Consider the following 25,527-nt stretch of genomic DNA (forward strand, 5'->3'; position numbering starts at 1 on the left):
TATACTACTGGAAGTTTAGGAGCTTAAAACGGAGGCATCCTGTGAATCTAGACCTCTCGCGGCGCAGCTTTTTGAAGCTGGCCGGGGCAGGGGTTGCAGCGACGTCGGTCGGCGCGATGGGTTTTGGTGAGGCGGAAGCGGCGGAAGCCGCGCATGTCCGGCCTTTCAAGCTCGCCACAACCACCGAGACGCGCAATACTTGTCCTTACTGTTCCGTCGCCTGCGGCGTCATCTTGTATTCCAAGGGCGACCTTCGCAAGGGTGAGACGGCCGACATCGTTCATATCGAAGGCGATGCCGACCATCCGACGAATCGCGGCACGCTGTGCCCGAAGGGCGCGGCTCTCAAGGACTTCGTGAAGTCCCCGACGCGTTTGCAATATCCGATGCATCGCAAGCCCGGCTCCGACAAGTTCGAGCGCATCTCCTGGGATGAAGCGTTCGACCGGATGGCGCGGCTGATGAAGGACGATCGCGACGCGAACTTCACGGCGACCAATCAGAATGGTCTGCCCGTCAATCGCTGGTCCACGACCGGCATGCTCGCGGCATCCGCCACAACGAATGAAACGGCCTGGGCGACCTTCAAGTTCGCCAAGGGTTTGGGAATAGTCGGTTTCGATAATCAGGCACGCGTCTGACACGGCCCTACGGTGTCCAGTTTGGGCCCAACATTTGGCCGTGGCGCGATGACGAACGCCTGGACCGACATTAAGAATACCGACCTCGTCATTGTCATGGGTGGCAATGCCGCGGAAGCGCATCCGTGCGGCTTCAAATGGGTGACGGAAGCAAAGGCCCATCGTGGTGCCAAGCTGATCGTCGTCGATCCGCGCTACACGCGTACCGCTTCGGTCGCCGACTATTATGCGCCCATCCGTCAGGGAACCGACATCGCGTTCCTCAATGGCGTGATGAAATACTGCATCGAAAACAACAAGGTGCAGTGGGAGTACATGAGGGCGTTCACCAACGCCGCCTATATCGTCAAGGATGGCTTCGCTTATAAGGACGGGTTGTTCACCGGCTATGATCCCGAAAAGCGCGATTACGATCGCGACAGCTGGGATTATGTGATCGGCGAAGACGGCTTCGTCACGTCCGATCCCACGCTGCAGCACCCGCGCTGCGTGTGGAACCTGCTGAAGGAGCATCTGGCGCCCTATACGCCGGAAATGGTCGAGCGCATCTGCGGCACGCCGAAGGACAAGTTCCTGAAGGTCGCCGAGATGATCTCGGAATGCTCGACGCCGACCAAGACGATGACGTCGATGTATGCGCTCGGCTGGACGCAGCATTCCCATGGATCGCAGAACATCCGCGCCATGGCCATGCTGCAGCTCATCCTGGGCAATATCGGCGTGCGTGGTGGTGGCATGAACGCGCTTCGCGGCCATTCCAACATCCAGGGTCTGACCGATCTCGGTTTGATGTCGCACCTTCTCACCGGCTATCTCACGATGCCGTCGGAAAAGGACACCGACTTCGAGACCTATATGTCGTCGCGTCAGTTCAAGCCGTTGGTGCCGGGTCAAACCAGCTATTGGCAGAACTACCGGAAGTTCATGGTCTCCTTCCAGAAGGCCATGTGGGGCGACAAGGCGCGCGCCGATAATGACTGGGGCTTCAACTACATCTCCAAGCTCGACGTGCCGGCCTATGACGTGCTGCGCATGTTCGAACTGATGTATCAGGGCAAGGTCAACGGCTATCTTTGCCAAGGCTTCAATCCGGTTCTTGCGTTCCCTAACCGCGCCAAGATCACGGAAGGTCTGTCCAAGCTCAAGTTCCTCATCACCATGGATCCGCTCGAAACCGAGACTGCTCGGTTCTGGGAGAACCATGGCGACTTCAACGATGTGGACACCGCCTCCATCCAGACCGAAGTGTTCCAGCTGCCCACGACCTGCTTTGCGGAGGAAGAGGGCTCGCTGACCAATTCGGGCCGGTGGCTGCAGTGGCATTGGGCCGGTGGCACGCCGCCTGCCGAGGCCAAGCACGACACCTACATCATCGCGCAGATCTTCCTGCGCATGAGGGAGTTGTACAAAAAGGAAGGCGGCGCCTTCCCCGATCCCGTTCTCGACCTGTCCTGGGATTATGCCGATCCGAACGAGCCGACGCCGGAAGAACTGGCGAAGGAAATCAACGGACGTGCCTTGTCCGATGTCATGGATCCAACCGATCCGACAAAGGTGCAGGTTGCGGCCGGCAAGCAGGTGGTGAATTTCTCGCAACTGCGTGACGATGGATCGACCATGTGCGGTTGCTGGATCTATTCCGGCAACTTCAACGAGCAGGGCAACAACATGGCCCGGCGCGACAACCACGATCCGGATGACACCGGCGCCTATCTCGGCTGGACGTTTGCATGGCCGCTGAACCGCCGCACGCTCTATAACCGTGCTTCGGCCGATCTTCAGGGCAAGCCCTGGGATCCCACCCGCAAGATCATCGAGTGGGATGGCACGAAGTGGTCGGGCTATGACGTGCCGGACATTTCGCCGACGGCGAAGCCCGGCGAGGTCGGTCCGTTCATCATGAACCAGGAGGGAACGGCACGTCTGTTCACGCGTGGCATGATGCGCGACGGTCCATTCCCGGCCCATATGGAGCCCTTCGAGTCTCCGGTTGCCAACGTCTTCAATCCGAAGATGCGCGGCAACCCGGTGTCTCGCGTGTTCGAAACCGATGCCGCCCAGCTCGGCCTGTCGGACGAGTTCCCTTATGCGGGCACCTCGTATCGTTTGACCGAGCATTTCCACTACTGGACCAAGCACAACCGGGTGAACTCCGCGTTGCAGCCTGAGTTCTTCGTGGAAATCTCAGTGGAACTGGCGGAAGAAAAGGGCATCGAAAACGGCAGCTGGGTTCGCGTCTGGTCAAAGCGCGGCTCGATCAAGGCCAAGGCTGTGGTCACCAAGCGCATTCGCCCGCTGATCTGCGACGGCAAGCCCGTTCATATCGTCGGCGTTCCGCTGCATTGGGGCTTCACCGGTTCGGCGAAAAAGGGCTTCGGTCCCAACTCGCTGGCGGCCTTCGTGGGTGATGCCAACATCGACACGCCGGAATCCAAGGCCTTCCTCGTCAACATCGAGCCGTCGACGGCGCCAAAGGACAAGGAGCTGGTATCATGATGGACAGCCCCAAAACCGCCGTCAGCAATCCACCGGTTCAGCCGATGGATTCCAACCTCGGCGAGCGCGATCTCGTTCGCCGCTCGGCAACCAGTGATCTGCCGCCGCCCGAGCGGCAGCTCACTGCCGTCGCCAAGCTGATCGATGTCTCCAAATGCATCGGCTGCAAGGCGTGCCAGTCGGCCTGCGTGGAGTGGAACGACACGCATCCGGCCATCGGCGAGAATGTGGGTGTTTACACCAACCCCCATGATCTCACCGAAGACATGTTCACGCTCATGCGCTTTTCGGAGTGGATCAACCCCGAGACGGATAACCTCGAATGGCTGATCCGCAAGGATGGCTGCATGCACTGCGCCGATCCGGGCTGCCTCAAGGCCTGCCCGGCGCCGGGTGCGATCGTGCAATATTCCAACGGCATCGTGGATTTCATTCACGAGAACTGCATCGGCTGCGGTTATTGCGTGAAGGGCTGCCCCTTCAACATTCCCCGCATCTCGAAGGCCGATCACCGCGCCTATAAGTGCACCTTGTGTTCCGACCGCGTGGCGGTGGGGCAGGGCCCGGCTTGCGCCAAGGCTTGCCCGACCCAGGCCATCGTGTTCGGCACCAAGGACGACATGAAGAAGCATGCCGACGAGCGCATCGCCGACCTCAAGTCGCGCGGTTATGCCAATGCAGGTCTGTATGATCCGCCGGGCGTGGGCGGCACGCATGTGATGTATGTCCTGCATCACAACGACAAGCCGCACATCTATTCCGACCTGCCGGACGACCCGAAGATCTCGGGCGTGGTTCAGGCCTGGAAGGGCGCGACCAAATATGTCGGTCTCGCCACGATGGGCGTGTTGGCCGTCGGTGCGGCGCTGCATGGCGTGTTCGGCAAGCCGAACCGTGTCACGGCCGAGGATGACGAGGGTGCCGAAAAGCTCGTCACCAACAAGACCGGCACACCAGAGGAGCGTGTCTGATGCCTGACGTCGAACGCGTTCAGCCCGGAGACGACATCCACGTCGAGCGGGGCGAGATCAGCGTCAACCGCTATGGTCCCGCCGCGCGCGTCAATCACTGGATCACGGCGGCGAGCCTTATTCTGCTCGCCGTGTCCGGGCTCGCATTGTTTTATCCGTCGCTGTTCTTCCTCACCGGCCTGTTCGGTGGCGGGCAGAATACGCGCGCCCTGCATCCTTATTTCGGCGTCGTGCTGTTCATCAGCTTCTTCGTCTTCTTTCTGCAGCTTTGGCGCGCCAATCTGCCGACCCGCACGGACGTGAAGTGGGTTTCGCAGATCAACGACGTGGTGGCCGGTCGCGAAGAGAAGCTCCCGGAAGTCGGCAAATATAACGCCGGCCAGAAGTTCATCTTCTGGTCGATGGCCTTCTTCATCCTGGTGCTGATCGTCACGGGCGTGATGGTATGGCAGGCCTATTTCGCGCCTTACGTGCCGATCGAAACGCAGCGCATCGCGCTTCTGGTTCACGCAATCTCGGCGGTGTTGATCATCTGCGTCTTCATTCTCCACGTTTATGCGGCGATCTGGACGCGCGGCACGCTTCGCGCCATGACCCGCGGCACGGTCACGGGCGGATGGGCCTTCCGGCACCATCGCAAGTGGTTCAGGGAACTGGCATCGCGTCGTCGGGTTGATCCGGCAGAATAAACGACTAGCTGTGGCCGGTCGGCCCGCGAGGTAATATGTCCACGTCCCCCATTCAGCCCGATCCATCCGCGATCGGTGGCATCCCGAAGGCACCTCTGGCCTTCATGCCAAACACGGCGCGCCTCTTCAAAGAACGCGCCGTGCGCCTTGAGCGGCTCGCCGAAAACAGCCGCCTGGCACCCTATCTCACCTTCCTTGCCGGTTTGGTGCGCATCCAGAGCGACCTCGTGGATGCCCTGCCGACGGTCGATCCGATCCCAGCCGAGCAGGTCGAACGCGCCCGCGAAGCGGCCATGCCGCCGCTCGATCGCTCGGCCATCGGCCAATCCGCCGTTTTCCGCGAAACCCTGAAGCAGTTCCTCGATCGCGCCGAAGCGCTCGACAAGCCCGCTGCGGCCGCCGAAGCGCTCGCGCAGGTTCAGCTGGCCGACGAGGCCACGCTCGACTGGATGGTCGAAAACATCGCGGCCGACAATCTGCCGATCGAAGCGCTGGCGCAGCACCTTTATGTCGCCGCCGCCATCCAGATCCATGCTGCCCGTTTGGCCGGCGGCCTCGATGCAGCCAAGCTCGTACCGATCCAGGTCGGCGTGTGCCCGACCTGCGGCGGCAAGCCCGTTGCTTCCATGGTGATCGGCTTTCAGGGCGCGGAAGGCACGCGCTATGCCGGCTGTTCCTGCTGCGGCACGCTGTGGAACGAAGTCCGCGTCAAATGCCTGGCCTGCGGGTCCACCAAGGGCATCGGTTACCGCGCCGTGGAAAGCGGCACGGAAGACGCTACCGTCAAGGCTGAAGTCTGCGACACCTGCCACAGCTGGGTGAAGATCCTTTACCAGAACAAGAACCCCTCGGTCGAAATGGTCGCCGATGATGTTGCGAGCCTGGGACTGGACCTTCTGATGAAGGACACGGAATACAAGCGAGCGGGCTTCAATCCCTTCCTGATAGGATACTGAGCCCCGTGCCCGGCCCCGCCGACCTGCGCGCCCTGCCATCCGTCGACCAGCTGTTGAAGGCGCACGCCGTGCAGCCTGTGCTCGACCAGCACGGCCGCGCGATCGTCACGCAGGAACTACGCCTGGTGCTGGGTGAAATCCGCGACGCCGTGCGGGCAGGGGGGGCTCTGCCGGACACCGCCGGCATCGTCGCCTCGCTTCTCAGCCGCCTCAGCTACCAAGACCGCTCCAAACTGCGTCCGCTGTTCAATCTCACCGGCACGGTGCTGCACACCAATCTCGGCCGTGCGCTTCTCGCCGAAGAGGCGATCGCCGCAGCGGTTGATGCCATGCGCGAGGCCGCAGCACTCGAGTTTGATCTCGACACCGGCAAGCGCGGCGAACGCGACAGCCATCTGCGCGAAATTTTGTGCGAACTCACCGGCGCGGAAGACGCGACGATCGTCAACAACAACGCCGCCGCCGTTCTGATCGCCCTGAACGCGATCGGTGCCGGCCGTCAGGCGATCGTGTCGCGCGGCGAGCTGATCGAGATCGGCGGCGCGTTCCGTATGCCCGATATCATGGAGCGGGCAGGGGTCGGGCTGGTTGAAGTCGGCACCACCAACCGCACCCATGCCCGGGATTACATCAAGGCGATCACGCCCGAAACGGCGCTGATCCTCAAGGTCCACACCTCCAACTACCGCATCGAAGGCTTCACGGCGGAAGTCGCGGGCGCCGACCTCGCGGCGATCGCGAGCCAGGCCGGCGTCGTTCTCCTCAACGATCTCGGCTCCGGCACGCTCGTCGATCTCTCCCGCTATGGTCTCACCAAGGAGCCCACGGTGCGCGAAGCGGTGGCCGAAGGTGCGGACTTGGTGACCTTCTCCGGCGACAAGCTGCTCGGCGGCCCGCAAGCCGGCTTCATCGTCGGTCGCAAGGATCTCATCGCCGAGATCAACCGCAACCCGATGAAGCGCGCCCTGCGGGTCGATAAGATCCGCATCGCCGCCATGCTCGCCACCCTCAAGCTCTACCGCGATCCCGACCGCCTCGGCGCCCGCCTGCCGACGCTGCGCCTGCTGTCGCGCCCACAAGCCGATATCCGCGCCCAGGCCGAACGCCTCGCGCCTGAAATCAGCGCGCTGCTCGCGCCAAACGGCTACACGGTCGAGACGACGGCCTGTTCCAGCCAGATCGGCTCCGGCGCGCTGCCTGTCGATACGATTCCGAGCGCCGGGCTGCGTATCACGGCACCGAACGGCACGGCGCTCGAAGCGCTCGCTTCCCTGTTTCGCGCCCTGCCGCGCCCCATTCTCGGCCGCCTGCAGGATGGCGCGCTCGTTCTCGATCTGCGCTGCCTCACCGACGAAGCGGCCTTCATGCAAAGCCTCAAACAAGGCGCGACCCATGCGCCTGCTTGACCGGATCTTCGGCCGCAAGCCCGACCCCGCGCCGGTTGTCGAGATCGATCCCATGACTGAGGCCCTCGCTGCCGCCAAGGCCGGCGATTACGCGGTCGCCCTACCGATCTGGGAGCGCCTTGCTGAAGAAAACCATGCCCGCGCCCAGAACAATCTCGGTGCCTGTTATGCCGAAGGCCTTGGCGTCGCGAAGAACCGCGGCCGTGCGGGAGACTTGCTGCGCCGATCGGCCGAAGCCGGCGATCCCGTCGGCCAGCGCAACTATGCGGCCTTCCACATGCAGGGTCTCAACGGCGACGATCCCGATTATCCAGCCGCCGCCGATTACTACCGCCGCGCCGCAAACCAGGGCGATGCGCCCGCACAGGACATGCTGAGCTGGATGCTGCTCGAAGGCGAGGTTATGCCGGCCGATCCGGCTGAAGCCCGCCGCTGGGCGCATGAAGCCGCCGAAAGCGGCATCGCCTCCTCCATGACCCGCCTCGGCATGCTCTACCACAACGCGATCGGCGTTGATCGCGAGCCGCATCAGGCAGTTTACTGGTGGCGCAAGGGCGCAGCTGCAGGCGATGCCGATGCGCAGGCGATGCTGGGTGCGGCCTACCACATGGGCGCCGGCACCGAGCGCGACGGCGTCACCGCTCTCGCCTGGCTGATCCGCGCCGTCAACGGCGGCAGCACGCTGGCCAGCCCCTTCGTCGGCCCAGTGCGCGAAAGCCTGTCCGCCGAAGACATCGCCGAAGCCGAACGCCGCGCCGCCGCGCCCTTGACCGAGGCCACACCATGATCGTCGGCACCGCCGGTCATATCGATCACGGCAAGACCACGCTCGTGAAAGCCCTGACCGGCACCGACGCCGACCGCCTCAAGGAAGAAAAGCAGCGCGGCATCACCATCGATCTCGGCTTTGCCTATGCCCGTTTCGCCGATGATGCGATCACCGGCTTCATCGATGTTCCCGGCCACGAGCGCTTCATCCACACCATGCTGGCCGGCGCCGGCGGCATCGATTATGCGCTGCTCGTGGTGGCCGCAGATGACGGCATCAAGCCGCAAACGCTTGAACACCTCGCGATCCTCGATCTTCTCGGCGTATCGCGCGGTCTGGTCTGCATCACAAAGGCCGACCTCGCCGATCCCGCCCGCCTCCAGACCCTGAGCGCCGAAATCCATGCTTTGCTCGCGCCAACGAGCCTGAAGGATGTCGAGATCCTGCCGGTTTCAGCCGCAACGGGCGACGGCATCGACGCGCTGAAAACCCGCCTGGCGGACGCCGAACGCGCAACCACCGCCGCCAGCGCCGATGGCCGCTTTCGCCTCTCTGTCGACCGCAGCTTCACCCTGTCCGGCGCCGGCACCGTGGTCACCGGCACCGTTTTGTCCGGTTCGGTTGCCGTGGGTGACCGCGTCACCGTCTCGCCTTCCGGCCTGTCCGCCCGTATCCGCTCCATCCACGCCCAGAACCAGCAAACCGAGCGCGGCTTTGCCGGCCAGCGCTGCGCGCTCAATCTGGCCGGCGAAAGCATCTCCAAGGATGCGGTCGGGCGCGGCGATATGGTGCTCGATCCCGTTCTGCACGCCCCCACCACCCGCATCGACGTGGAACTGAGTGTCCTCGACAGCGAGCCGAAGCCGCTCGGCGACTGGTTCTCCGCCCGCTTTCACCATGCCAGCGCTGAAACCGGCGCGCGCATCGTGCCGCTTGAAGGTCCCGTTGCGCCCGGCAGTCGGGGCAAGGTCCAGTTGGTGCTCGATCAGCCGATCGCCGCCACCGTCGGCGATCGCTTCATCCTGCGCGATGTGTCGGCCCAGCGCACCATCGGCGGCGGCCGCCTCATCGATCTGCGCGCTCCCTTGCGCAAGCGCCGCACGCCCGAGCGCCTCGGCCTGCTTGATGCCGCAGCCCACCCCGATGCGGGGCGAGCCCTGCGTGCCATGCTCGACACCGCGCCCTTTCTGGTGGATTTGCAAGCCTTCGCCCAGGACCGCGCTTTGTCCGAAGCACAGCTGCAGGCAGCGATCCGTTTTGCCGATGCCGAGATGGTCGAAAGCCCGTCCGGCCGCCATGCCCTGTCGCGTGAGAACCGGCAGCGCTTCTCGAGCGAGGTGCACAACCTCCTCGAAACCTTCCACGCCGACAATCCCGATCTTCAGGGCATGGGCCGCGAACGCCTGCGCCTGCAGGTCACGCCACGGCTGCCGGCGCCCGCTTTCCTCACCGCCCTGCGTGCCGAACAGGCTGCCGGAACGGTGGCGCTGGAAGGCGCTTTCGCTCGACTGCCCGGCCATGAAGTTCGCTTGAACGCGCAGGAAGAAGCGCTCTACAACCAGATCCTCCCGTTCCTTCAGGGCGAAAACCGTTTCCGTCCCCTTCGCGTCCGCGACTTCGCGGAACAACTCGGCGTGGACGAGCGCGAGATCCGGCGCGTGCTTAAACTCTGCGCCCGCCTCGGCCGCCTCGACCAGATCCGCCACGACCACTTCTTTACCCGCCAGACCACCGCCGAAATGGTCGCCATCATCCGAGACGTTGCCGCCAAGACCCAGCGCGGCGAATTCACCGCCGCACTCTTCCGCGACCGCGTCAATAACGGGCGCAAGGTCGCGATCGAAATCCTGGAATTCTTCGACCGCCAAGGCGTCACCATCCGCCGAGGCGACCTGCGCCGCATCAATCCGCATCGATTGGATCTGTATGACGCCGCGTCGGAATCGACAGCCGGCGCCTTGTCTGTCAAAGACTGAACCGGACGCGACTGCCGTTGGTTACCAGAACGGGGTCGGGCGACCGATTGACGTCACGTCGCTGCCGCGAGTCCACGCCGGCCGTCCTTGAGCACTCCCAGACCGCCTCACAGCCGCCTGCCTGTATGCCGCATCCGGCGTGCGCGGCGAGCTTGGCTACCGCTTCGACATGAAGTCGGTGGCGTTCGAGCCCTTCGTGAACCTGGCGCATGTGAAAGTAGACACCGATGCCTTCACGGAAAACGGCGGCGCAGCTGCGCTGACCACCGAGGGCTTCAGCACCGATACGACCTTCACCACGGTCGGCTTACGTGCCGAAACCGATTTCGGTCTCGCGGGCTCCTTGACCAAGGCAACGGGCATGGTCGACTGGCGTCCTGCCTTCGGCGGTCGACCGATCCTGCCGCTCCCAGCCTTTTGCTCAAGCAAATGACGTAGCTCATTACACGGCAAGCTTGATGTGGCGTGCTGATGAAGACAGCAATCGTCTTGCTCCCTTAGTAGCACCAAAGAACACTGGTGCCGCACAAGTTCATGCGACATGATGGATCATGAACAAGTGCCATGATGATTGGCAACTTGGTTGCGAAGGGGGACGCGCATGAGTGTAGACGAAAAATTGAAAGTTTTGGCTGACCGGATCAAGTCACACTCAAGCGCGATGCTGACTGAGGAAGCTGTTAAAACGGCTATCGTTCTGCCGTTTCTCGCAGCCCTCGATTACGACGTCTTTAATCCAGATGAGGTCGTGCCCGAGTTCACCGCAGATGCGGTAGGCAAGAGAGGAGAGAAGGTCGACTATGCCATCAAGCTCGATGGCGAGATCCGTATTCTAATTGAGTGCAAGCCGATCACGACCAACCTGGACAAGACACACCTTGCTCAGCTCTACCGCTACTTTTCAGTGACGAACGCGAAGTTCGCTATTCTTACGAATGGGCGCACCTTTCATTTCCACACGGACTTGGTTGCGCCAAACAAACTCGATGACCCGGCCATTCCTGACCTTTGATCTTTCCGACATGCAAACACAGCTCACAAACGAGCTGAAGAAGTTCGCAAAGGCCGAGTTCAACGTCGAAGGAATACTGCAGTCGGCTCACCGACTAAAATACACGTCGGCAATCAAGAAAGAGATTGCTACGGTGATGGACAATCCGCCTGAAGATTTCGTTCGTCTTGTAACCAACGGCCTTTATCAAGGGCGCTTTACCGCTCAGGTGAAGGAGCAGTTCACGCCTATGGTGAAGGCGGCTTTCCGCGAGATCGTGAGAGAGTCTGTGCAATCCCGGCTGTCAAATGCGCTGGCTGAAACTGAGATCTCCGAGCTTCCTACAGACGGCCAGGAAGAGGAGGTTGTCACAACAGAAGAAGAGCGCGAAGGCTTCATGATCGTTCGCGCCATAGTGCGGGATATTTTGAAGCCGCAACGTGTCTTCATACGTGACCAAAAGAGCTACTGCGGCGTCTTGGTCGACAACAACAACCGAAAGCCGCTTGCAAGGCTCTGGTTCAATCGCAGTGTCAAATATCTCGGTCTCTTCGATGGCGAGAAGGAAGATAAAGTCAAGATCGACTCCCTTGATGAGATCTATGAGCATGCCGACAGGCTGCGCACGGCGGCCAAGGGTTATGCCGACGGAAAGCAGGTAGGCTCACTTTCCACGGCGCCAGCCGAGGTCGTTGGCGGCTGACCATGGACCGTCGTGCCGCCTCATTAGGCGGCGTTTGCGTCCGGTTGCGTTTGGTTAGAACGAAGGCTGCTTGATGCCGCCGACTCCGGTTCTCTTCACATCCGGCGCTCTGCCGGTACAGAAGGTTGCAGTTGCCGGAGATTTGCTATGCAAAAGCGCACCTAAGTTGACGCCACGATCCAGCGAGCGGTAAAGGCGAGGGAGTAAATGGTTCGGTAGCGAAATGGTAGAAGCAACGATCGCATGGATCTCGCTAAAACTCGCCACCGCAACCTTTACAAGACATGGAAGAGAATCGTCCCCGGTGGGGCGTCCGGACTTCAAATCCGGGTGGGGCAGCGAGGCTGTCCTGGGTGGGTTCGACTCCCATTCTCTTCCGCCACCAGCCAGATCCTTCCGCCACGGGGAAGCACGCCATGACGGATAAAGCGCTTCAAACCGATTTCGACGACTGGGTCACGGCGACCTATCGCGACACCGGCTCTTTCACGATGCTCTTCGTTCTCGTGCGGATTGGAGACAGCAGCGTCGATCTGCTGCGCTCGGCCTATCTGCATGTGATCGGCGATGAGCTGCGCTGGCCGGATATGATGAAGGTGTTCGAAGGCGCTGGCGTGCCCTGGTCCGGCGCCGTGTTCTTCCGTGCCGGACGTGAAGGCATCGTCAAGGATGACGAAGCCAAGGCGCGGCTGGGATCCTTGATCCGCAAGCTGCATGAAGACCGCTCGATCATCAGGGATGGCGAGTTCTTCAATGCCGATGGCCTCAGGCTCGCGATCGAGGAAGTCAGGCTTCACTGACCGCCTCGTTCACGCACCAACTCTGAAAATCAGCAGCCTGCAGCGGCGGGAACCGATTGGCCCTGCGCGGCCGGCGTCACCTTTTCCGGCACGCCCGCGAGGTCGATGCCGCGCGCCGTTGGCGGCTGCCAGGTCGGCGATGCGGCTGTGGCGCCCTGTGGGTTGGTGCCGATATAAGCGCCGCCCGTACCGCCACTCCAGCCGGTGGAGCCAGTGTTGCCCGGTGCCGTGCCGTCATCCGAATTGCGCTCGGGCGCGGTTGCCGGCTCCGCCTTGCCCGCGGCCTCGGTGCAGTTGGTCTTGTCGCCGGGGCGGCTGACATCGTTGGGCGTCTGAGCCCAAACCGGCGATGCGCTCAGAAGGCCGAGAGCTGCAACAGCCATCACGGAACGGCGAAGAACGGTCATATCGCGCATGAGAAACTCCTATTCGAGATCAACAACGAGGAGGCGGGTGCGCTTGTTCCCATGCCCGTTGTCGATCACGCGGAGACAGTGATCCCGGGCGAACCGGCATCGGCCTGGCCGATGATCGTGGCCAGCGGATAACCGGCCTGCCGGATCGTTTCCACCAGATCGTCCGCCTTGTCTGAAGCGCAGGCAACCAGCAATCCACCGGATGTCTGCGGGTCGGCCAAAAGCAGGCGCTGCCAGTCCGGCATGCCTTCGGGCAGGGTGATGTCGGCGCCGTAGCTGTCCCAGTTGCGATGCGAGGCGCCGGTGATGAAGCCGCCTTCCGCGAGCGATCGGGCGTGCTTCAAAAAGGGCAGGGCGTCCAGCGAAAGCGTGAGGCGCAGGTTGGATGCCTTTGCCATTTCGAGCCCGTGCCCGAGAACGCCGAAGCCGGTAACATCCGTCAGCGCATGCACGTCTGGATTGGCGGCAAGATCGGTGCCGATGCGGTTCAGAAGCGTGGTGGACGCCACCATCTCGTCATAGCAGCCGTCCGGCAGCGCGTTCTTTTTCAACGCGGAGGAATAGATGCCGATGCCGAGCCCCTTGGTCAGGATCAGCGCGTCGCCCGCTTTGGCATTGTCGTTGCGGCGCACCTGATCCGGGCGACAGATGCCGATCACGGCCAGGCCATAGATCGGCTCAACGGAATCGATCGAATGACCGCCGGCAACGGGAATGCCGGCCTCGGCACAGATCGAAGCGCCGCCTTCCAGGATCTTGCCGATCGTGGCCGGTTCAAGCTTGTTGATGGGCATGCCGACCAGCGCCAGCGCCATGATCGGCTTGCCGCCCATCGCATAGATGTCCGAAATCGCGTTGGTGGCGGCGATGCGGCCGAAATCGCGGGGATCATCGACGATCGGCATGAAGAAATCGGTGGTGGCGATCACGCAGGTGTTGTCGTCAACCTGCCAGACGGCGGCGTCATCGGCGGTTTCGTTGCCGACAAGGAGTTGTGAGAACGGTTGTGCAGCCGGTTGCGCGGCAAGGAGCTCGCGTAAAACAGCGGGCGCCAGCTTGCAGCCGCAGCCGCCGCCGTGAGCCAGATCCGTCAAGCGGGGCAAGGGACTATCCATGATGTCTCCTGGGGTCATCAAACCGGAAAGAGGGGTGTGAGACCGCTTTCCCGTCGAGGAAAATCCAGGCTTCGACATGGAGGCTGACCCACACGGGGCACATACCCCGAACATAGCATTTCGGTGGCGAGAAGAAAGGTGCCCTTGTGAAGCGGGGAAGGCGGTGCGGCTAATCTCCCGCCTTGGTGCCGCCGCCTCGGCCAAGCTCTCCAACTAACCGCCGCTTAACCACAGGGCCATCCAGCCGAACGGCGCTGCCGCCGAATTCATCCTTTGTAGTTGAAAAACCAGGCAGCGAGATATCCGGCCGATTGGGCCAGATTGACAAATGTCGAGTGATCTTCGAGAATTGTCGAGAGGTTGGCGGCACGTGTGTTGTGCTGCGGTAAGGTGCCGATATCTGCCACATAAGCAGGCACGGTTTGGGAGGCGCGTTTGAGGTCACTGCTGAAAGTTGAAGGATTGCGCAAATCCTTCGGTGGTGTTCATGCGCTGAAGAACGGCCAGTTCGACCTTGCGCCCGGCTCCGTTCATGCGCTGTGCGGCGGCAACGGCGCCGGCAAATCCACCTTCCTGTCGATCCTGATGGGCATTCACCGCCGTGACGGCGGCAAGATCTGGCGCAATGGCGAGCTGGTGGAGTTTTCCGGCCCGGCCGAAGCGCTGGCGTCGGGCATCGCCATCATCGAACAGGAACTCAGCCCCATTCCCTTTATGACGGTGGCCGAGAACATCTATCTCGGCCGTGAACCGCTGAAGCGTTTCGGCGGCATTGATTTTCGCGCCATGAATGCGGCGGCGCAGAAGCTGCTCGACGATCTCGAATTCGACATCCGCGCCGATCAGCCGATGGCGACCCTGTCGGTTGCCAAGATGCAGCTGGTGGAAATCGCCAAGGCGCTGTCGCATGACGCCGAAGTCATCTTCATGGACGAGCCCACGTCTGCGATCGGCGAGCGCGAGGCGCAGCATCTGTTTGCAGCTATCGAAACGCTGAAGGCGCAGGGGCGCGGCATTGTCTACGTGTCGCACCGCCTGTCGGAAATCTTCCAGATCGCCGACGCCTATACCGTGTTCCGCGATGGCGCTTATGTCTCAAGCGGCAACCTCGCCGATGTGGATCGCCCCGCGCTGATTTCCATGATCGTCGGCCGCGATCTCGGCGAAGAATACATCAAGACCAACGAGCCGACGGCTGAAGTCGGCCTCGAAGTGCAGCAGCTGCAAAGCCCGGCCAAGATCGAGGACATCTCGTTCCAGGTCCACAAGGGTGAGATCTTTGGCATCTACGGTTTGATGGGCTCGGGCCGCACCGAGATCTTCGACAGCCTGTTCGGCCTTGATCCCGATGCCACCGGCCGCATTCTGCTCGACGGCAAGGCCGTGGAGATCGACCAGCCGTCGGATGCGATGCAACAGGGCATCGCCTTTGTTACCGAAGACCGCAAGAAGACCGGCCTCAACCTCACCGATAGCGTGCGCGGCAATATCAGCCTCGCCAGCCTGCCCGAGATGAGCCCGACCTATGTGATGCGCGGGCGCGAGGAAGCGGCTGCGGCCAAGTCGATGATCGAGCGCTTCCACATCAAGGCTGCGCGCGACACGATGGCGGTGTCCGGCCTGTCGGGCGGCAACCAGCAGAAGGTCGTGCTCGGCAAGTGGTTCCTGCGCAATCCGCGCGTGCTTCTGCTCGATGAGCCGACGCGCGGCGTCGATGTCGGCGCAAAACGCGAAATCTACCGCATCATCTGCGATTACGCGGCGGCTGGCGGAACGGTTGTGATGATCTCGTCGGAAATCGACGAAGTGCTGGGCATGTCCGACCGCATCATGGTGATGCGCGGCGGCCGCTCGGCCGGCATCCTCGATCGCACCGAAGCCAACGCCCAGTCGCTGGTCCACCTTTCGACCTGATTGTTGCGGCCCATTGGGTCGCCAAGGGAAATAGATCTATGTCCGACACCAATGCGAATTCTTCGGGCGGCTGGCTGGGCTCCGACCGCCGCCGCCTTCTGATCCAGGAATACGGCATCTTCATCGCCTTCGTGATCCTGGTCGTGGTTCTGTCTTTCTCGAACCCGTACTTCCTGACGGCCGGCAACATTTCCAACGTCCTGCTGCAGACCTCGATCAACGGCGTGCTGGCGATCGGCATGACCTTCGTGATCCTGACGCGCGGCATCGATCTGTCGGTCGGCTCGGTGGTGGCGCTGGCAGGCATTGTCAGCGCGAGCTTTGCGACGACGTCCGCTTCGGCAGCCGTTGCCGGTGCGCCTTATCCGGTGTTCGTGCCGATCGCGGTGGGCCTGGCCGTTGGCGTGGCCTGCGGCGGCGTGGTGGGTGCGATCGTGTCGCGCTTTGCCGTACCGGCCTTCGTGGCGACGCTCGGCATGCTTTCGGCTGCCCGCGGCCTGACCCTGATCTATGGCAACGGCCGTCCTGTGCCGGCACTCGTTCCCGAGTTCCGCTGGATCGGCACGAGCAGCATCCTCGGCATTCCGCTGCCGGTGATCATCCTGGCCGTGGTATTTGCTGTCTCGTGGTGGGTGCTCACCCAGACGCGCTTTGGCCGCTACATCTATGCCGTCGGCGGCAATCCGCATGCAGCCAAGACCTCCGGCATCAACGTCACGCGCATTCGCTTCCTCGTTTACGTGATTTCCGGTGGTCTCGCCGGTCTGGCCGGCATGCTTCTGGCGGCGCGCACCGGTTCGGCGCTTCCGCAAGCCGGCATCGCCTACGAGCTTGACGCCATTGCAGCCGTGGTGATCGGCGGCACGAGCCTTGCCGGCGGCGTTGGCCGCGTCACCGGCACGTTGATCGGCGCGCTGATCATCGGCGTCATGAACAACGGCCTCGATCTCATGGGCATCCAGTCCTACTACCAGCAGATCCTCAAGGGTGCGCTGATCGTGGGCGCTGTGATGCTCGACCAGAAACGCAATCAGAACGCCTGATTGCGTGGCATAACTTGCCTCCGGCAATCGGGCCGGCGGCGACTACGACCAAGGGCCAATTCCGGCCCTTCAACTCTCCTAGGGAGGACTACCTATGAAGAAGTTTATGCTCACGCTCGCAATGGGCACGGCGCTGATGGCGTCGCCGGCTCTGGCGCAGGAAAAGCTGAAGATCGGCGCGACCGTTTACGGTCTCAATGCCGAGTTCATGCAGATCTGGACCTCCGCTCTGCAGCAGCATCCAGCCGTGAAGAACGGCGAAGTCGACATCACGATCTTCGACGGCCGTTACGACGCCCTGGTCCAGCAGGAGCAGGTCAACACGATGATCACGCAGCAGTATGACGCGATCCTGATCGTGCCGCTCGACGTCGAAGCCGCTGCCGCTCCGGTTCAGGCCGCTGTTGACGCCGGCATCCCGGTTGTGGGCTCCAACGCCCGCGTCAACTCCGAAGCGCTCACCGCCTATGTCGGTTCGAACGACGTGGAAGCCGGCGAACTGGAAGCCAAGGCCGTTCTCGATAAGATGGGCTGCAAGGGCAACGTCGTGATCCTCGAAGGTCCGATCGGCCAGTCCGGCCAGATCCAACGCCTCGAAGGCAACATGAAGGCTCTGGAAGCCTGCCCGGAGGTCAAGGTTCTCGAGCAGCAGACCGGCAACTGGTCGCGCGCTGAAGCCCAGACGCTGATGGAAAACTGGCTGACCTCGCATGCCGGCCAGATCAACGGTGTCATCGGCCAGAACGACGAAATGGCGCTCGGCGCGATCGAAGCCATCAAGTCGGCCGGCCTCAAGGTTGAAGACTTCGCGATCGCCGGCGTGGACGGCGTGACCGACGCCATCAACGCCGTGAAGGAAGGCCAGATGGCGTCCATCCTGCAGGATGCCAATGCACAGGCTCAAGGCGCGCTCGACGTCGCCATCAAGGCTGTGAAGAAGGACTACGAGCCGGAATCCGACATCTGGAAGCAGTATCCGCAGATGGAATGGAAGGACGGCACGGCCAAGGACTACCTCGTTCCTTGGACCCCGGTGACCACCGAAAACGCTGACAAGCTGCTCGAAGCCCGTTCGAAGCTCTAAGCCGAAACAAGGGAGCGGCCTTCTCCAAAGGGCCGCTCCTTCTTTCCTCGTTTCCCGCCAAGGACCTGAGTTCCATGACCGACACCGCGCCCCAGATCGACCTGAACTTTCCCTTGTCTGACCGGGTCGCATTGGTCACCGGCGCAGGCTCCGGCATTGGCGCAGCGATTGCTTCGGCACTTGCGGCCAAGGGCGCGCGCGTGGCGCTGCTCGATCTCAACGAAGGTGCCGCGCAAGCCCATGCCGACACCTTGGGCGGGGAAGCAAAGGCGTTCCGCTGCGATGTGTCCGATCCCGCTTCCGTGCAATCAGCCGTGCAAGCCGTGGTTGATGCCTTCGGGCAGATCGACATTGCCGTCAACAGCGCCGGCATCGTGGCGCTCGCGCCTGCAGAAGAGCTTTCGCTCGACGCGTGGGACAAGACCATCGCCATCAATCTGAAGGGCACGTTCCTTTTGTCCCAGGCTGTCGGGCGCGTCATGATCGCCGCCGGCACGAAGGGCCGCATCATCAATCTGGCGTCGCAGGCCGGCACCGTCGCCATCGACGAGCATGTCGCTTATTGCGCCTCCAAGTTCGGCGTCATCGGCCTGTCGAAGACGCTTGCCGCCGAATGGGGCAAGCACGGCATCACCGTGAACACGATCTCGCCCACCATCGTTTTGACCGAACTCGGCAAGCAGGCATGGGGCGGCCAGAAGGGCGAAGACGCCAAGAAGCGCATTCCCGCCGGCCGCTTCGCCTATCCGGAAGAAATCGCAGCCGCAGCCGTGTTCCTGGCGTCCGATGGCGCGCAGATGATCAACGGCGCCGATCTTCTGATCGACGGCGGCTACACCATCATCTGATCCAACCCTTTTCAGCACAGTTTATCTGCGTCGGAGTTCATCATGCAGCGTTTCATCAACAATCCGGATGATGTGGTCGACGACAGCGTCCGTGGCTTCGTCAAGGCGCACAAGGACCTCGTTCGCTTGTCGGAAAAGAACCGTCGCGTCGTTGTGTCCACCGCCGCTCCCGTGAAGGGCAAGGTCGGCGTCATCACCGGCGGCGGCTCGGGCCACGAGCCGGCTTTCGTCGGCTACACCGGCCGCAACATGCTGGACGCCGTTGCCATCGGCGAACTGTTTTCCTCGCCCACCGCAAAGAGCTTCCATGACGCGATCAAGGAAGCCGATGGCGGTGCCGGCGTCATCTGCTTGTACGGCAACTATGCCGGCGACAACATGAACGTGAAGATGGCGGTCAAGCTCGCCGCCAAGGACGGCATCGAAGTCGCCACCGTGGTCGCCAATGACGATGTCTGCTCGGCCGGTCCGGAAGAGCGCGATCGCCGTCGTGGCGTGGCCGGCGAAATCTTCATGTGGAAGATCGGCGGCGCCAAGGCCGCATCCGGTGCCAGCCTCGAGGAGGTCCGTGCCGTTTCGCAAAAGGCGATCGACAACTGCCGCTCGATCGGCGTTGGTCTCGGCCCCTGCACGCTGCCGGCCGTCGGCCATCCCAACTTCACCATCGAGCCTGGCACGATGGAAGTGGGTATCGGCCACCATGGCGAACCCGGCATCCGCGTCGAGCCGTTGAAGACGGCCGCCGAAGTCGCGCGCGACATGTGCAAGATCGTTCTGGACGACCACAACCTGGCCGAGGGCACGGAAGTCGCCGTTCTGGTTTCCGGCCTCGGCGCGACGCCGTTGAACGAACTCTACATCCTCAACGACACGATGGAAGAAGAGATCACTGCGCGCGGTCTCACCATCCATCGCACCTTTATCGGCAACTACTTCACCTCGCTTGAGATGGTGGGTGCAACCCTGACGGTTGTGGCGCTGGACGAGGAGCTGAAGAGCCTCCTCGACGCCGACGCCAGCTGCCCGGCAATGCTCTAGGATCGGACCATGAACATGCAGAGCTTCAGCAATTCCGCTTCGGGCGCGATCGTCACGCGCATGGCAGAGCGCATTGTCGAGAACCGCGCCTATCTCAGCGAGATCGACGGTAAGATCGGTGACGGCGACCACGGCGTGAACATGGCCAAGGGCTTCGGCATGGCTGCCGAGCGCCTGAAGGACGGCAATGCCGGCCTTGGCGAAGCCATGAACACGCTGGGCGATGTTCTGATGAGCGAGATCGGCGGCTCCATGGGCCCGCTCTACGGCATGATGTTCACCGAATTCTCGGAGGTCATCGAAGACAAGGAGCAGATCGATCCCGCAACCTTCTCGGCCATGTTGCACAAGGGCTTGGCTGGCATTCAGGAAGTCGGCTCGGCCAAGGTCGGCGACAAGACGCTGCTCGACACCTTCGTGCCGGCGCTGGAAGCCTTCGATGCCGCCAATGCCGACGGCAAGTCCTTTGGTGAAGCGCTCGACGCGTTTTCCGCCGCTGCCGAAAAGGGCAGGGACTCCACGATCGACATGGTGGCCAAGATCGGTCGCGCCAGCCGCTTGGGCGAACGCTCCCGCGGCGTGCTCGATGCGGGTGCCACGTCCTGCGCCATCATCCTGACCACCCTGGCCGAAGGCGCCAAGGAAAATCTGGCCGAACCGGCCTGAATGAACGGTTTTCCGATGCCGGTCCTTTCGTTTAAAGGGCCGGCATCTTACATGAGACCAACAGGGTCATCGCCCTCGTGTCGCCGTTCCGGCTGACGTGTTTGTTTCCAGATGCGAGACCGCAGCGGTCTCAACGGAGCTTCCATGACTGAAACCCGCTCTCTCGTGCTCGAACGCAAAGGCGAGCTCGCCCTGCGCGAAATCGACCTGCCGACAGAAGTCGGCGCAAACGACGTCAAGATCGCCATCCATACCGTGGGTGTCTGCGGCTCCGACGTTCATTACTACACCCACGGCAAGATCGGCCCCTTCGTCGTCAACGCGCCGATGGTGCTTGGCCATGAAGCCGCCGGCACGGTTGTGGAAGTCGGCTCGGGCGTGACCAACCTCAAGGTCGGCGACCGCGTCTGCATGGAACCCGGCATTCCCGACGCCAATTCCCGCGCATCGCGCCTCGGCATGTATAATGTCGATCCCGCCGTCGAATTCTGGGCCACCCCGCCGGTCCACGGCGTTTTGACTGCAAAGGTCGTTCACCCCGCCGCCTACACGTTCAAGCTGCCGGACAACGTGTCGTTTGCCGAAGGCGCGATGATCGAGCCTTTCGCCGTCGGACTCCAGGCCGCGCAGAAGGCCAGGATCGCACCGGGCGATGTCGGCGTCGTCGTCGGCGCCGGTCCCATCGGCATCATGATCGCGCTCGCTGCCCTCGCAGGCGGTTGCGCCACCGTGGTGATCGCCGATCTCTCTGCCGAGAAGCTCGCCATCGCTGCCCAGTATCCCGGCATCGTTCCGGTCGACATTCGCTCGCAAAACGTCAAGGAAGTCGTGGACGGCATCACCGAAGGCTGGGGCGCCGACGTGGTGTTCGAAGCCTCCGGTTCGCCGAAGGCCTGGGCCACGCTGCTCGATTATCTCCGCCCCGGCGGCTGCGTCGTCGTGGTCGGCATGCCGGTCGAACCGACCCCGGTCGACTGGTCGCTCGCTTCCACGAAGGAAGCACGTTTCGAGACCGTGTTCCGCTACGCCCACCAGTATCCCCGCGCGATCCAGATGATGGGTTCGGGCAAGGTCGACCTGAAGCCGCTGATCTCGGAAACCTATCCTTTCGAGAAGTCGATCGAAGCATTCGACCGCGCCGTTGAAGGCCGACCCACCGACGTCAAGATCCAGATCACGATGCCCTCCTGAGGGCATCGTCTCATCGACGGAGAAGAACCATGAAAATCGCAATCGCCGGTGACAGCGCCGGCGCTCCTCTCGCCAAGGCATTGGCTGAGCATCTGTCCGCCCGCTCCGACCTCGAAGTCTCGGAAGTCAGCACGCCCCCGGCCGGCTCGAGCGAATACTACGCCAACCTGTCCGAACGCGTCACCAGCGGCATCCTGGACGGCACCTATGACCGCGCCATCCTGTGCTGCGGCACCGGCATCGGCGTGTGCCTGTCCGCCAACAAGGTCCCCGGCATCCGTGCCGCCCAGACCCACGATGCTTACTCTGCGGAAAAGGCAGCGTCGTCCAACAATGCCCAGGTCATCACCATGGGTGCGCGCGTGATCGGAACCGAGCTCGCAAAGACCGTCGCGGAAGCCTATCTGGCCTCCAGCTTCGATCCGAACGGTCGCTCCGCCGACAACGTCAAGGCGATCGACGCGCTTGATGCAAAATACCACGGCAGCGCCGCTTAAAACGCTGATACTGCGCAGCCAAATGCGCAAAAGGCATGAAAGTGTTCGTGTCAAATCGCCAGATCAGCGTCTCCAAACGTGTCGGCCATTGCTCCTACGATGAGCAGGGCCGACACTGCGCCGGGATCGATATGCCCGATCGACCGCTCGCCGACCCGCGCTGCACGACCCCGGACCGCGATCATCGTGCGCGTCGATTCAGCCCCGTCGGACGCCGCCTGCCTGACGTAAGTCCATAATTCCGCAGGGTTTTCTCTGGTGGCTTGCTGCGCCGCTTCCGCTGCTGGAAGCCACACGTCCAGCATCGTCTTCTCGCCCCGGCTTCCCTTACCTCGCGCCGCAATACCGGACGCAATCCCCTCCAGCATCGCCGCTGGATCGACCGCGTCCAAACCATCCAAGTGCTTGGCAGCATTGAGAAATCCGCTCGCATAAAGCGGCCCGGTCGAAGCGCCCACCGCATCCAGAAACGCTCCCGCCGCCGTTCTGAACACGTCCGAAGGGCTCGCTTCCGCACCAAGCTTCGCCAGCGCCGATGTCACCGCCCGAAAGCCCAGCGACATCGTCATCCCATGATCCGCATCCGCAATCGCCCCGTCCAAATCCGACAAATGATCCCGCTGCGCATCGATCGCCATCGCCGCCTGGCTGAACATCCGAATGAGGCGCTTTGATCCTAGATCTTGCATGAAGTCTCTTTCGCAAGCGCAGGCATGCGCCTGTTAAGCTGTTGTTTTGGCGAGCTCTTTGACAATGGCTGCATGATCGTCATCCAACCCGGAAGAAGGGCGTGTCGCAGGGATGCGCCAGCAATTCGGCAAGTTCATCGTCGAGATGCATCACCGAAATCGACGCGCCGACCATGTCGAGCGAGGTGCAGTAATGCCCCACCCACCGCGCTTCAACGGTCAGCCCCTTGGTCTTCAAACGCTGCTCCACCCGCCGGTAAAGCACGTAAAGCTCCATCAGCGGCGTCGACCCGAAGGAATTGACCAAAACCGCCACTCGATCCCCGGATTGGCTCGGCATTTCCGTGAAGATCCGGTTCATCACCATATCCACCACGGCATCCGCCGATTGTATCGCCTCACGCGCCACACCCGGCTCGCCATGGATACCGACCCCGACTTCCATGTCCTGCGGGCCGATCGTGAAGTTGTAGCGCCGTGTCTGCGGCATGGAGCAGGGCTCGAGCGCAACGCCCATCGTATAGGTGTGCTGATTGGCTTTTCGCGCCACCCGCTCACAGGCATCGAGCAACCAGCCCTTGTCGCAGGCCGCACCTGCAACCTTGAAAATCAAGACGTTACCCGCCACACCCCGCCGCCCGTCGCGATCTTCGGCGCGTGACGAGGCGATATCATCCGTTGTCACAACCGTACGAACCGGAATGCCTTTTGCCTGAACGAGCTCGGCGGCCATCTCGAAATTCATCGTGTCGCCGGCATAGTTGCCATAGATGAACAACACGCCTTCGCCGCCCGAAACGGCCTGTGCGGCCTTGGCAATCGGATCGGGGGGAGGGGAGGAAAACACATTCCCAACCGCCACCGCATCAACCATGCCTTGCCCGACATAACCGAGGAAACAAGGCTCATGGCCCGAGCCGCCGCCCACCACCAGACCGACCTTGCCTTCATGCGGTGCTTCCAGCGCCATGAAAGCGCGCCGCGTACCGGGTACGGGCTCCAGATGGCCCGAATGAGCCCGCGAGGCGCCGTCCAGCATCTCGTCGACGATGTCGTCCGGGTTGTTCAAGAACTTCTTGACGTGCCGCCGCTGAACTTCGGCCGGTCTCCCAGGATCCGCTTGCGCCCGCTGCGTTGGGCGGTTGAGCTCCTTGGCACCATCGGCTTCCAGCAGCGCCTTTCCAGTAGCAGCATCGGTCACGAGAATATCGGCAAAACCGCCGCGCAACGTGCCGAGGATCGCCGGCACCTTGTCGATCCCGCCGGCAACGGCGATCCGCCGCTCGATCCCACGCAGATCGTCCAGCGAGATACCAAGGGTGCGATCATCCAGCGGCCCGCGCACGGCGCGCCCTTGAACGTCGATGAAACGCCCGGCAATCACCCCGACGGCATTCAGCGCCAGATAGGTTTGCAGAGGCGCATGATCGAAAAAGCCGCTGGAATGGATCGTGGAGTTGGGCCGCAACGATGATACGCCGAACAAGGCGCGGCTTGCCTGGCTGAGCGCCTCAAACTGCGACTGGATCAGCGGTTCGGCCATCAGCATGTCGCGCATGACGGACGACGATACGATGCTGGGCGCCGTGATCGGCACGCATTCGGCGTGAATGGCAGCCGCCAAACGCGCAGCGCAGATTTCCGGCGAGTCGGGCTGGCCGGTGGTGACGCTGCCCGTCGCCTGGACCACCCGAACATCCTGCAGGCCAGTCAAAGAGGTCGCCGCTGCCACCGACAGGATCGTTCGCCCCCAGCCCACCGCAATCGTATCGCCGGAGCGCACGAACTGCCGCAGCACCAGACTTCCAGCGGCACCCAGCCGGCCGATCAAGGAGGCGGCCGGTTCGGAGCTCGGCACCACAAGACAGTCATGCAGACCGAAGTGCCGCTTGAGCTCCTGCGCGATCGTCAGCGATGCCAGCCGCTGCGGGTCAAGCGTGATGTTGACGATGCCACGCTCGCGCGCATCGGCCAGGTAGGCGTTTACCGTCGCACGCGAGATCCCCATGGCCTCAGCGATTTCGCCCTGCGTCAGCCGGTCTTCGTAATAAAGCCAGCACGCCCAGACCTGCGGATCATCGCCGAACTTCAGGGGAATTACACGAGACCCGTTGAAAGCGGCGCTCCGCTCCGCCCGGTTCTTGGCCGCTATCAAACGCTCGGTCACGCCGTCATCTCGTCAACATCCTCCAGTCAGCGCCCACCTCCGCGCCTTGGCCTTGAGGATGGTTCAGGCCGATGCTGCGTGCAACCACCGTTTTCGTGGCATTGCGTTTAAGTACGCCCTGATGCGAACTCTCCCGATGGCACCAACCAATATCTTTCGAGATTATCTATCCCGCGAATGAGCGCGCTTGGTATGTGAGGACCAGGCAGTGTCTAAGTTTCGCGGCAGCTTAAGATAGGTCGCTCAACGAATTTCTAGATCCGACGCATTTTTGCAACGTTTGGCCGTCATCATGCTGTTTTAAGCGGATACGGGTACTTGCAGGCGGTGTAGAGTGATCTTTAAACCCGTTCTGCCAGATTAGCTTTGCTGAGGCTGCGACGCGTAGAGTCAACTTTTCATAGACATTTTCTCTGTATGTGGCATATGGGCCTTGAGCGAAGAACGCTGTGGGAATGGGT

General features: G+C 62.3%; 23 protein-coding genes and 1 tRNA gene. 20 read left to right on the forward strand and 4 right to left on the reverse strand.

Annotated elements, in window-relative coordinates; all coding sequences use genetic code 11:
- Positions 1-41 precede the first annotated feature (41 nt).
- From fdnG to JYU29_RS02840, 12 genes are all read left to right on the forward strand, one after another.
- Entirely contained in the window at positions 42-3,137 is a 3,096-nt protein-coding gene (fdnG, locus tag JYU29_RS02790; protein ID WP_213983232.1) for a formate dehydrogenase-N subunit alpha, read from the forward strand.
- On the forward strand, positions 3,134-4,108 hold the full coding sequence (fdxH, locus tag JYU29_RS02795; RefSeq protein ID WP_213983233.1) for a formate dehydrogenase subunit beta: 975 nt from the start codon (positions 3,134-3,136) through the stop codon (positions 4,106-4,108). Before fdnG ends, fdxH begins: the two co-directional genes overlap by 4 nt.
- A complete protein-coding gene (locus tag JYU29_RS02800; protein ID WP_213983234.1) occupies positions 4,108-4,797 on the forward strand; it encodes a formate dehydrogenase subunit gamma in 690 nt (229 codons plus the stop codon). Before fdxH ends, JYU29_RS02800 begins: the two co-directional genes overlap by 1 nt.
- Before the next feature lie 35 nt (positions 4,798-4,832).
- Positions 4,833-5,753: a formate dehydrogenase accessory protein FdhE gene (fdhE, locus tag JYU29_RS02805; RefSeq protein ID WP_213983235.1), complete on the forward strand. Its 921-nt coding sequence runs from the start codon at positions 4,833-4,835 to the stop codon at positions 5,751-5,753.
- Positions 5,754-5,758: 5 nt separating this feature from the next.
- On the forward strand, positions 5,759-7,159 hold the full coding sequence (gene selA, locus JYU29_RS02810) for an L-seryl-tRNA(Sec) selenium transferase (RefSeq protein WP_213983236.1): 1,401 nt from the start codon (positions 5,759-5,761) through the stop codon (positions 7,157-7,159).
- The gene (locus JYU29_RS02815; protein ID WP_213983237.1) at positions 7,146-7,946 is read left to right on the forward strand and encodes a tetratricopeptide repeat protein; all 801 of its coding nucleotides are present in this window, start codon (positions 7,146-7,148) and stop codon (positions 7,944-7,946) included. The genes selA and JYU29_RS02815 overlap by 14 nt, the downstream gene beginning before the upstream one ends.
- A complete protein-coding gene (gene selB / locus JYU29_RS02820; RefSeq protein ID WP_213983238.1) occupies positions 7,943-9,904 on the forward strand; it encodes a selenocysteine-specific translation elongation factor in 1,962 nt (653 codons plus the stop codon). The genes JYU29_RS02815 and selB overlap by 4 nt, the downstream gene beginning before the upstream one ends.
- A 139-nt stretch (positions 9,905-10,043) precedes the next feature.
- Positions 10,044-10,337 carry an autotransporter outer membrane beta-barrel domain-containing protein gene (locus JYU29_RS02825; RefSeq protein ID WP_347879838.1) on the forward strand — a complete coding sequence of 98 codons (294 nt, stop codon included), beginning with the start codon at positions 10,044-10,046 and terminating at the stop codon, positions 10,335-10,337.
- Positions 10,338-10,505: 168 nt separating this feature from the next.
- Entirely contained in the window at positions 10,506-10,916 is a 411-nt protein-coding gene (locus JYU29_RS18260; RefSeq protein WP_250157157.1) for a type I restriction endonuclease, read from the forward strand.
- Entirely contained in the window at positions 10,891-11,598 is a 708-nt protein-coding gene (locus JYU29_RS02830) for a hypothetical protein (RefSeq protein WP_250157158.1), read from the forward strand. Before JYU29_RS18260 ends, JYU29_RS02830 begins: the two co-directional genes overlap by 26 nt.
- 286 nt (positions 11,599-11,884) lie before the next feature.
- A tRNA-Sec gene (locus tag JYU29_RS02835) sits at positions 11,885-11,980 on the forward strand.
- A 34-nt stretch (positions 11,981-12,014) separates the two neighbouring features.
- Positions 12,015-12,398, forward strand: coding sequence for a hypothetical protein (locus tag JYU29_RS02840; RefSeq protein WP_213983239.1), 384 nt, complete (start codon positions 12,015-12,017; stop codon positions 12,396-12,398).
- A 29-nt stretch (positions 12,399-12,427) separates the two neighbouring features.
- Here the strand turns inward: JYU29_RS02840 and JYU29_RS18265 are convergent, their stop codons facing one another.
- On the reverse strand, positions 12,428-12,814 hold the full coding sequence (locus tag JYU29_RS18265; RefSeq protein ID WP_250157159.1) for a hypothetical protein: 387 nt from the start codon (positions 12,812-12,814) through the stop codon (positions 12,428-12,430).
- A 65-nt stretch (positions 12,815-12,879) separates the two neighbouring features.
- A complete protein-coding gene (gene selD / locus JYU29_RS02850) occupies positions 12,880-13,929 on the reverse strand; it encodes a selenide, water dikinase SelD (protein WP_213983240.1) in 1,050 nt (349 codons plus the stop codon).
- Between the two features lie 435 nt (positions 13,930-14,364).
- On the opposite strand from selD, the gene JYU29_RS02855 reads away from it, so the two are divergent.
- The 8 genes from JYU29_RS02855 (at position 14,365) to derI (ending at position 22,210) form a co-directional block, all read left to right on the forward strand.
- Positions 14,365-15,843, forward strand: coding sequence for a sugar ABC transporter ATP-binding protein (locus tag JYU29_RS02855; RefSeq protein WP_213983241.1), 1,479 nt, complete (start codon positions 14,365-14,367; stop codon positions 15,841-15,843).
- A 38-nt stretch (positions 15,844-15,881) separates the two neighbouring features.
- Complete coding sequence (locus JYU29_RS02860) at positions 15,882-16,886, forward strand: ABC transporter permease (RefSeq protein WP_213983242.1); 1,005 nt, start codon at positions 15,882-15,884, stop codon at positions 16,884-16,886.
- Positions 16,887-16,980: 94 nt separating this feature from the next.
- A complete protein-coding gene (locus tag JYU29_RS02865; protein WP_213983243.1) occupies positions 16,981-17,970 on the forward strand; it encodes a substrate-binding domain-containing protein in 990 nt (329 codons plus the stop codon).
- A gap of 74 nt (positions 17,971-18,044) precedes the next feature.
- Positions 18,045-18,818 (forward strand): SDR family oxidoreductase, encoded by a 774-nt coding sequence (locus tag JYU29_RS02870; protein WP_213983244.1) that lies wholly within the window; start codon positions 18,045-18,047, stop codon positions 18,816-18,818.
- A gap of 42 nt (positions 18,819-18,860) precedes the next feature.
- Positions 18,861-19,856: a dihydroxyacetone kinase subunit DhaK gene (locus tag JYU29_RS02875; protein WP_213983245.1), complete on the forward strand. Its 996-nt coding sequence runs from the start codon at positions 18,861-18,863 to the stop codon at positions 19,854-19,856.
- Positions 19,857-19,871: 15 nt separating this feature from the next.
- The gene (dhaL, locus tag JYU29_RS02880) at positions 19,872-20,522 is read left to right on the forward strand and encodes a dihydroxyacetone kinase subunit DhaL (RefSeq protein ID WP_213984231.1); all 651 of its coding nucleotides are present in this window, start codon (positions 19,872-19,874) and stop codon (positions 20,520-20,522) included.
- A gap of 144 nt (positions 20,523-20,666) precedes the next feature.
- Positions 20,667-21,713, forward strand: coding sequence for an NAD(P)-dependent alcohol dehydrogenase (locus tag JYU29_RS02885; RefSeq protein WP_213983246.1), 1,047 nt, complete (start codon positions 20,667-20,669; stop codon positions 21,711-21,713).
- A 29-nt stretch (positions 21,714-21,742) separates the two neighbouring features.
- On the forward strand, positions 21,743-22,210 hold the full coding sequence (gene derI, locus JYU29_RS02890) for a D-erythrulose-4-phosphate isomerase (protein WP_213983247.1): 468 nt from the start codon (positions 21,743-21,745) through the stop codon (positions 22,208-22,210).
- Between the two features lie 50 nt (positions 22,211-22,260).
- On the opposite strand, the gene dhaL (JYU29_RS02895) is transcribed toward derI, so the two are convergent.
- A complete protein-coding gene (dhaL, locus tag JYU29_RS02895) occupies positions 22,261-22,899 on the reverse strand; it encodes a dihydroxyacetone kinase subunit DhaL (RefSeq protein WP_213983248.1) in 639 nt (212 codons plus the stop codon).
- A 79-nt stretch (positions 22,900-22,978) separates the two neighbouring features.
- Complete coding sequence (locus JYU29_RS02900; RefSeq protein ID WP_213983249.1) at positions 22,979-25,066, reverse strand: bifunctional sugar-binding transcriptional regulator/dihydroxyacetone kinase subunit DhaK; 2,088 nt, start codon at positions 25,064-25,066, stop codon at positions 22,979-22,981.
- Positions 25,067-25,527: the final 461 nt, after the last annotated feature.

The sequence above is a fragment of the Tianweitania aestuarii genome (genome assembly GCF_018457165.1).
Lineage (GTDB): Bacteria > Pseudomonadota > Alphaproteobacteria > Rhizobiales > Rhizobiaceae > Tianweitania > Tianweitania aestuarii.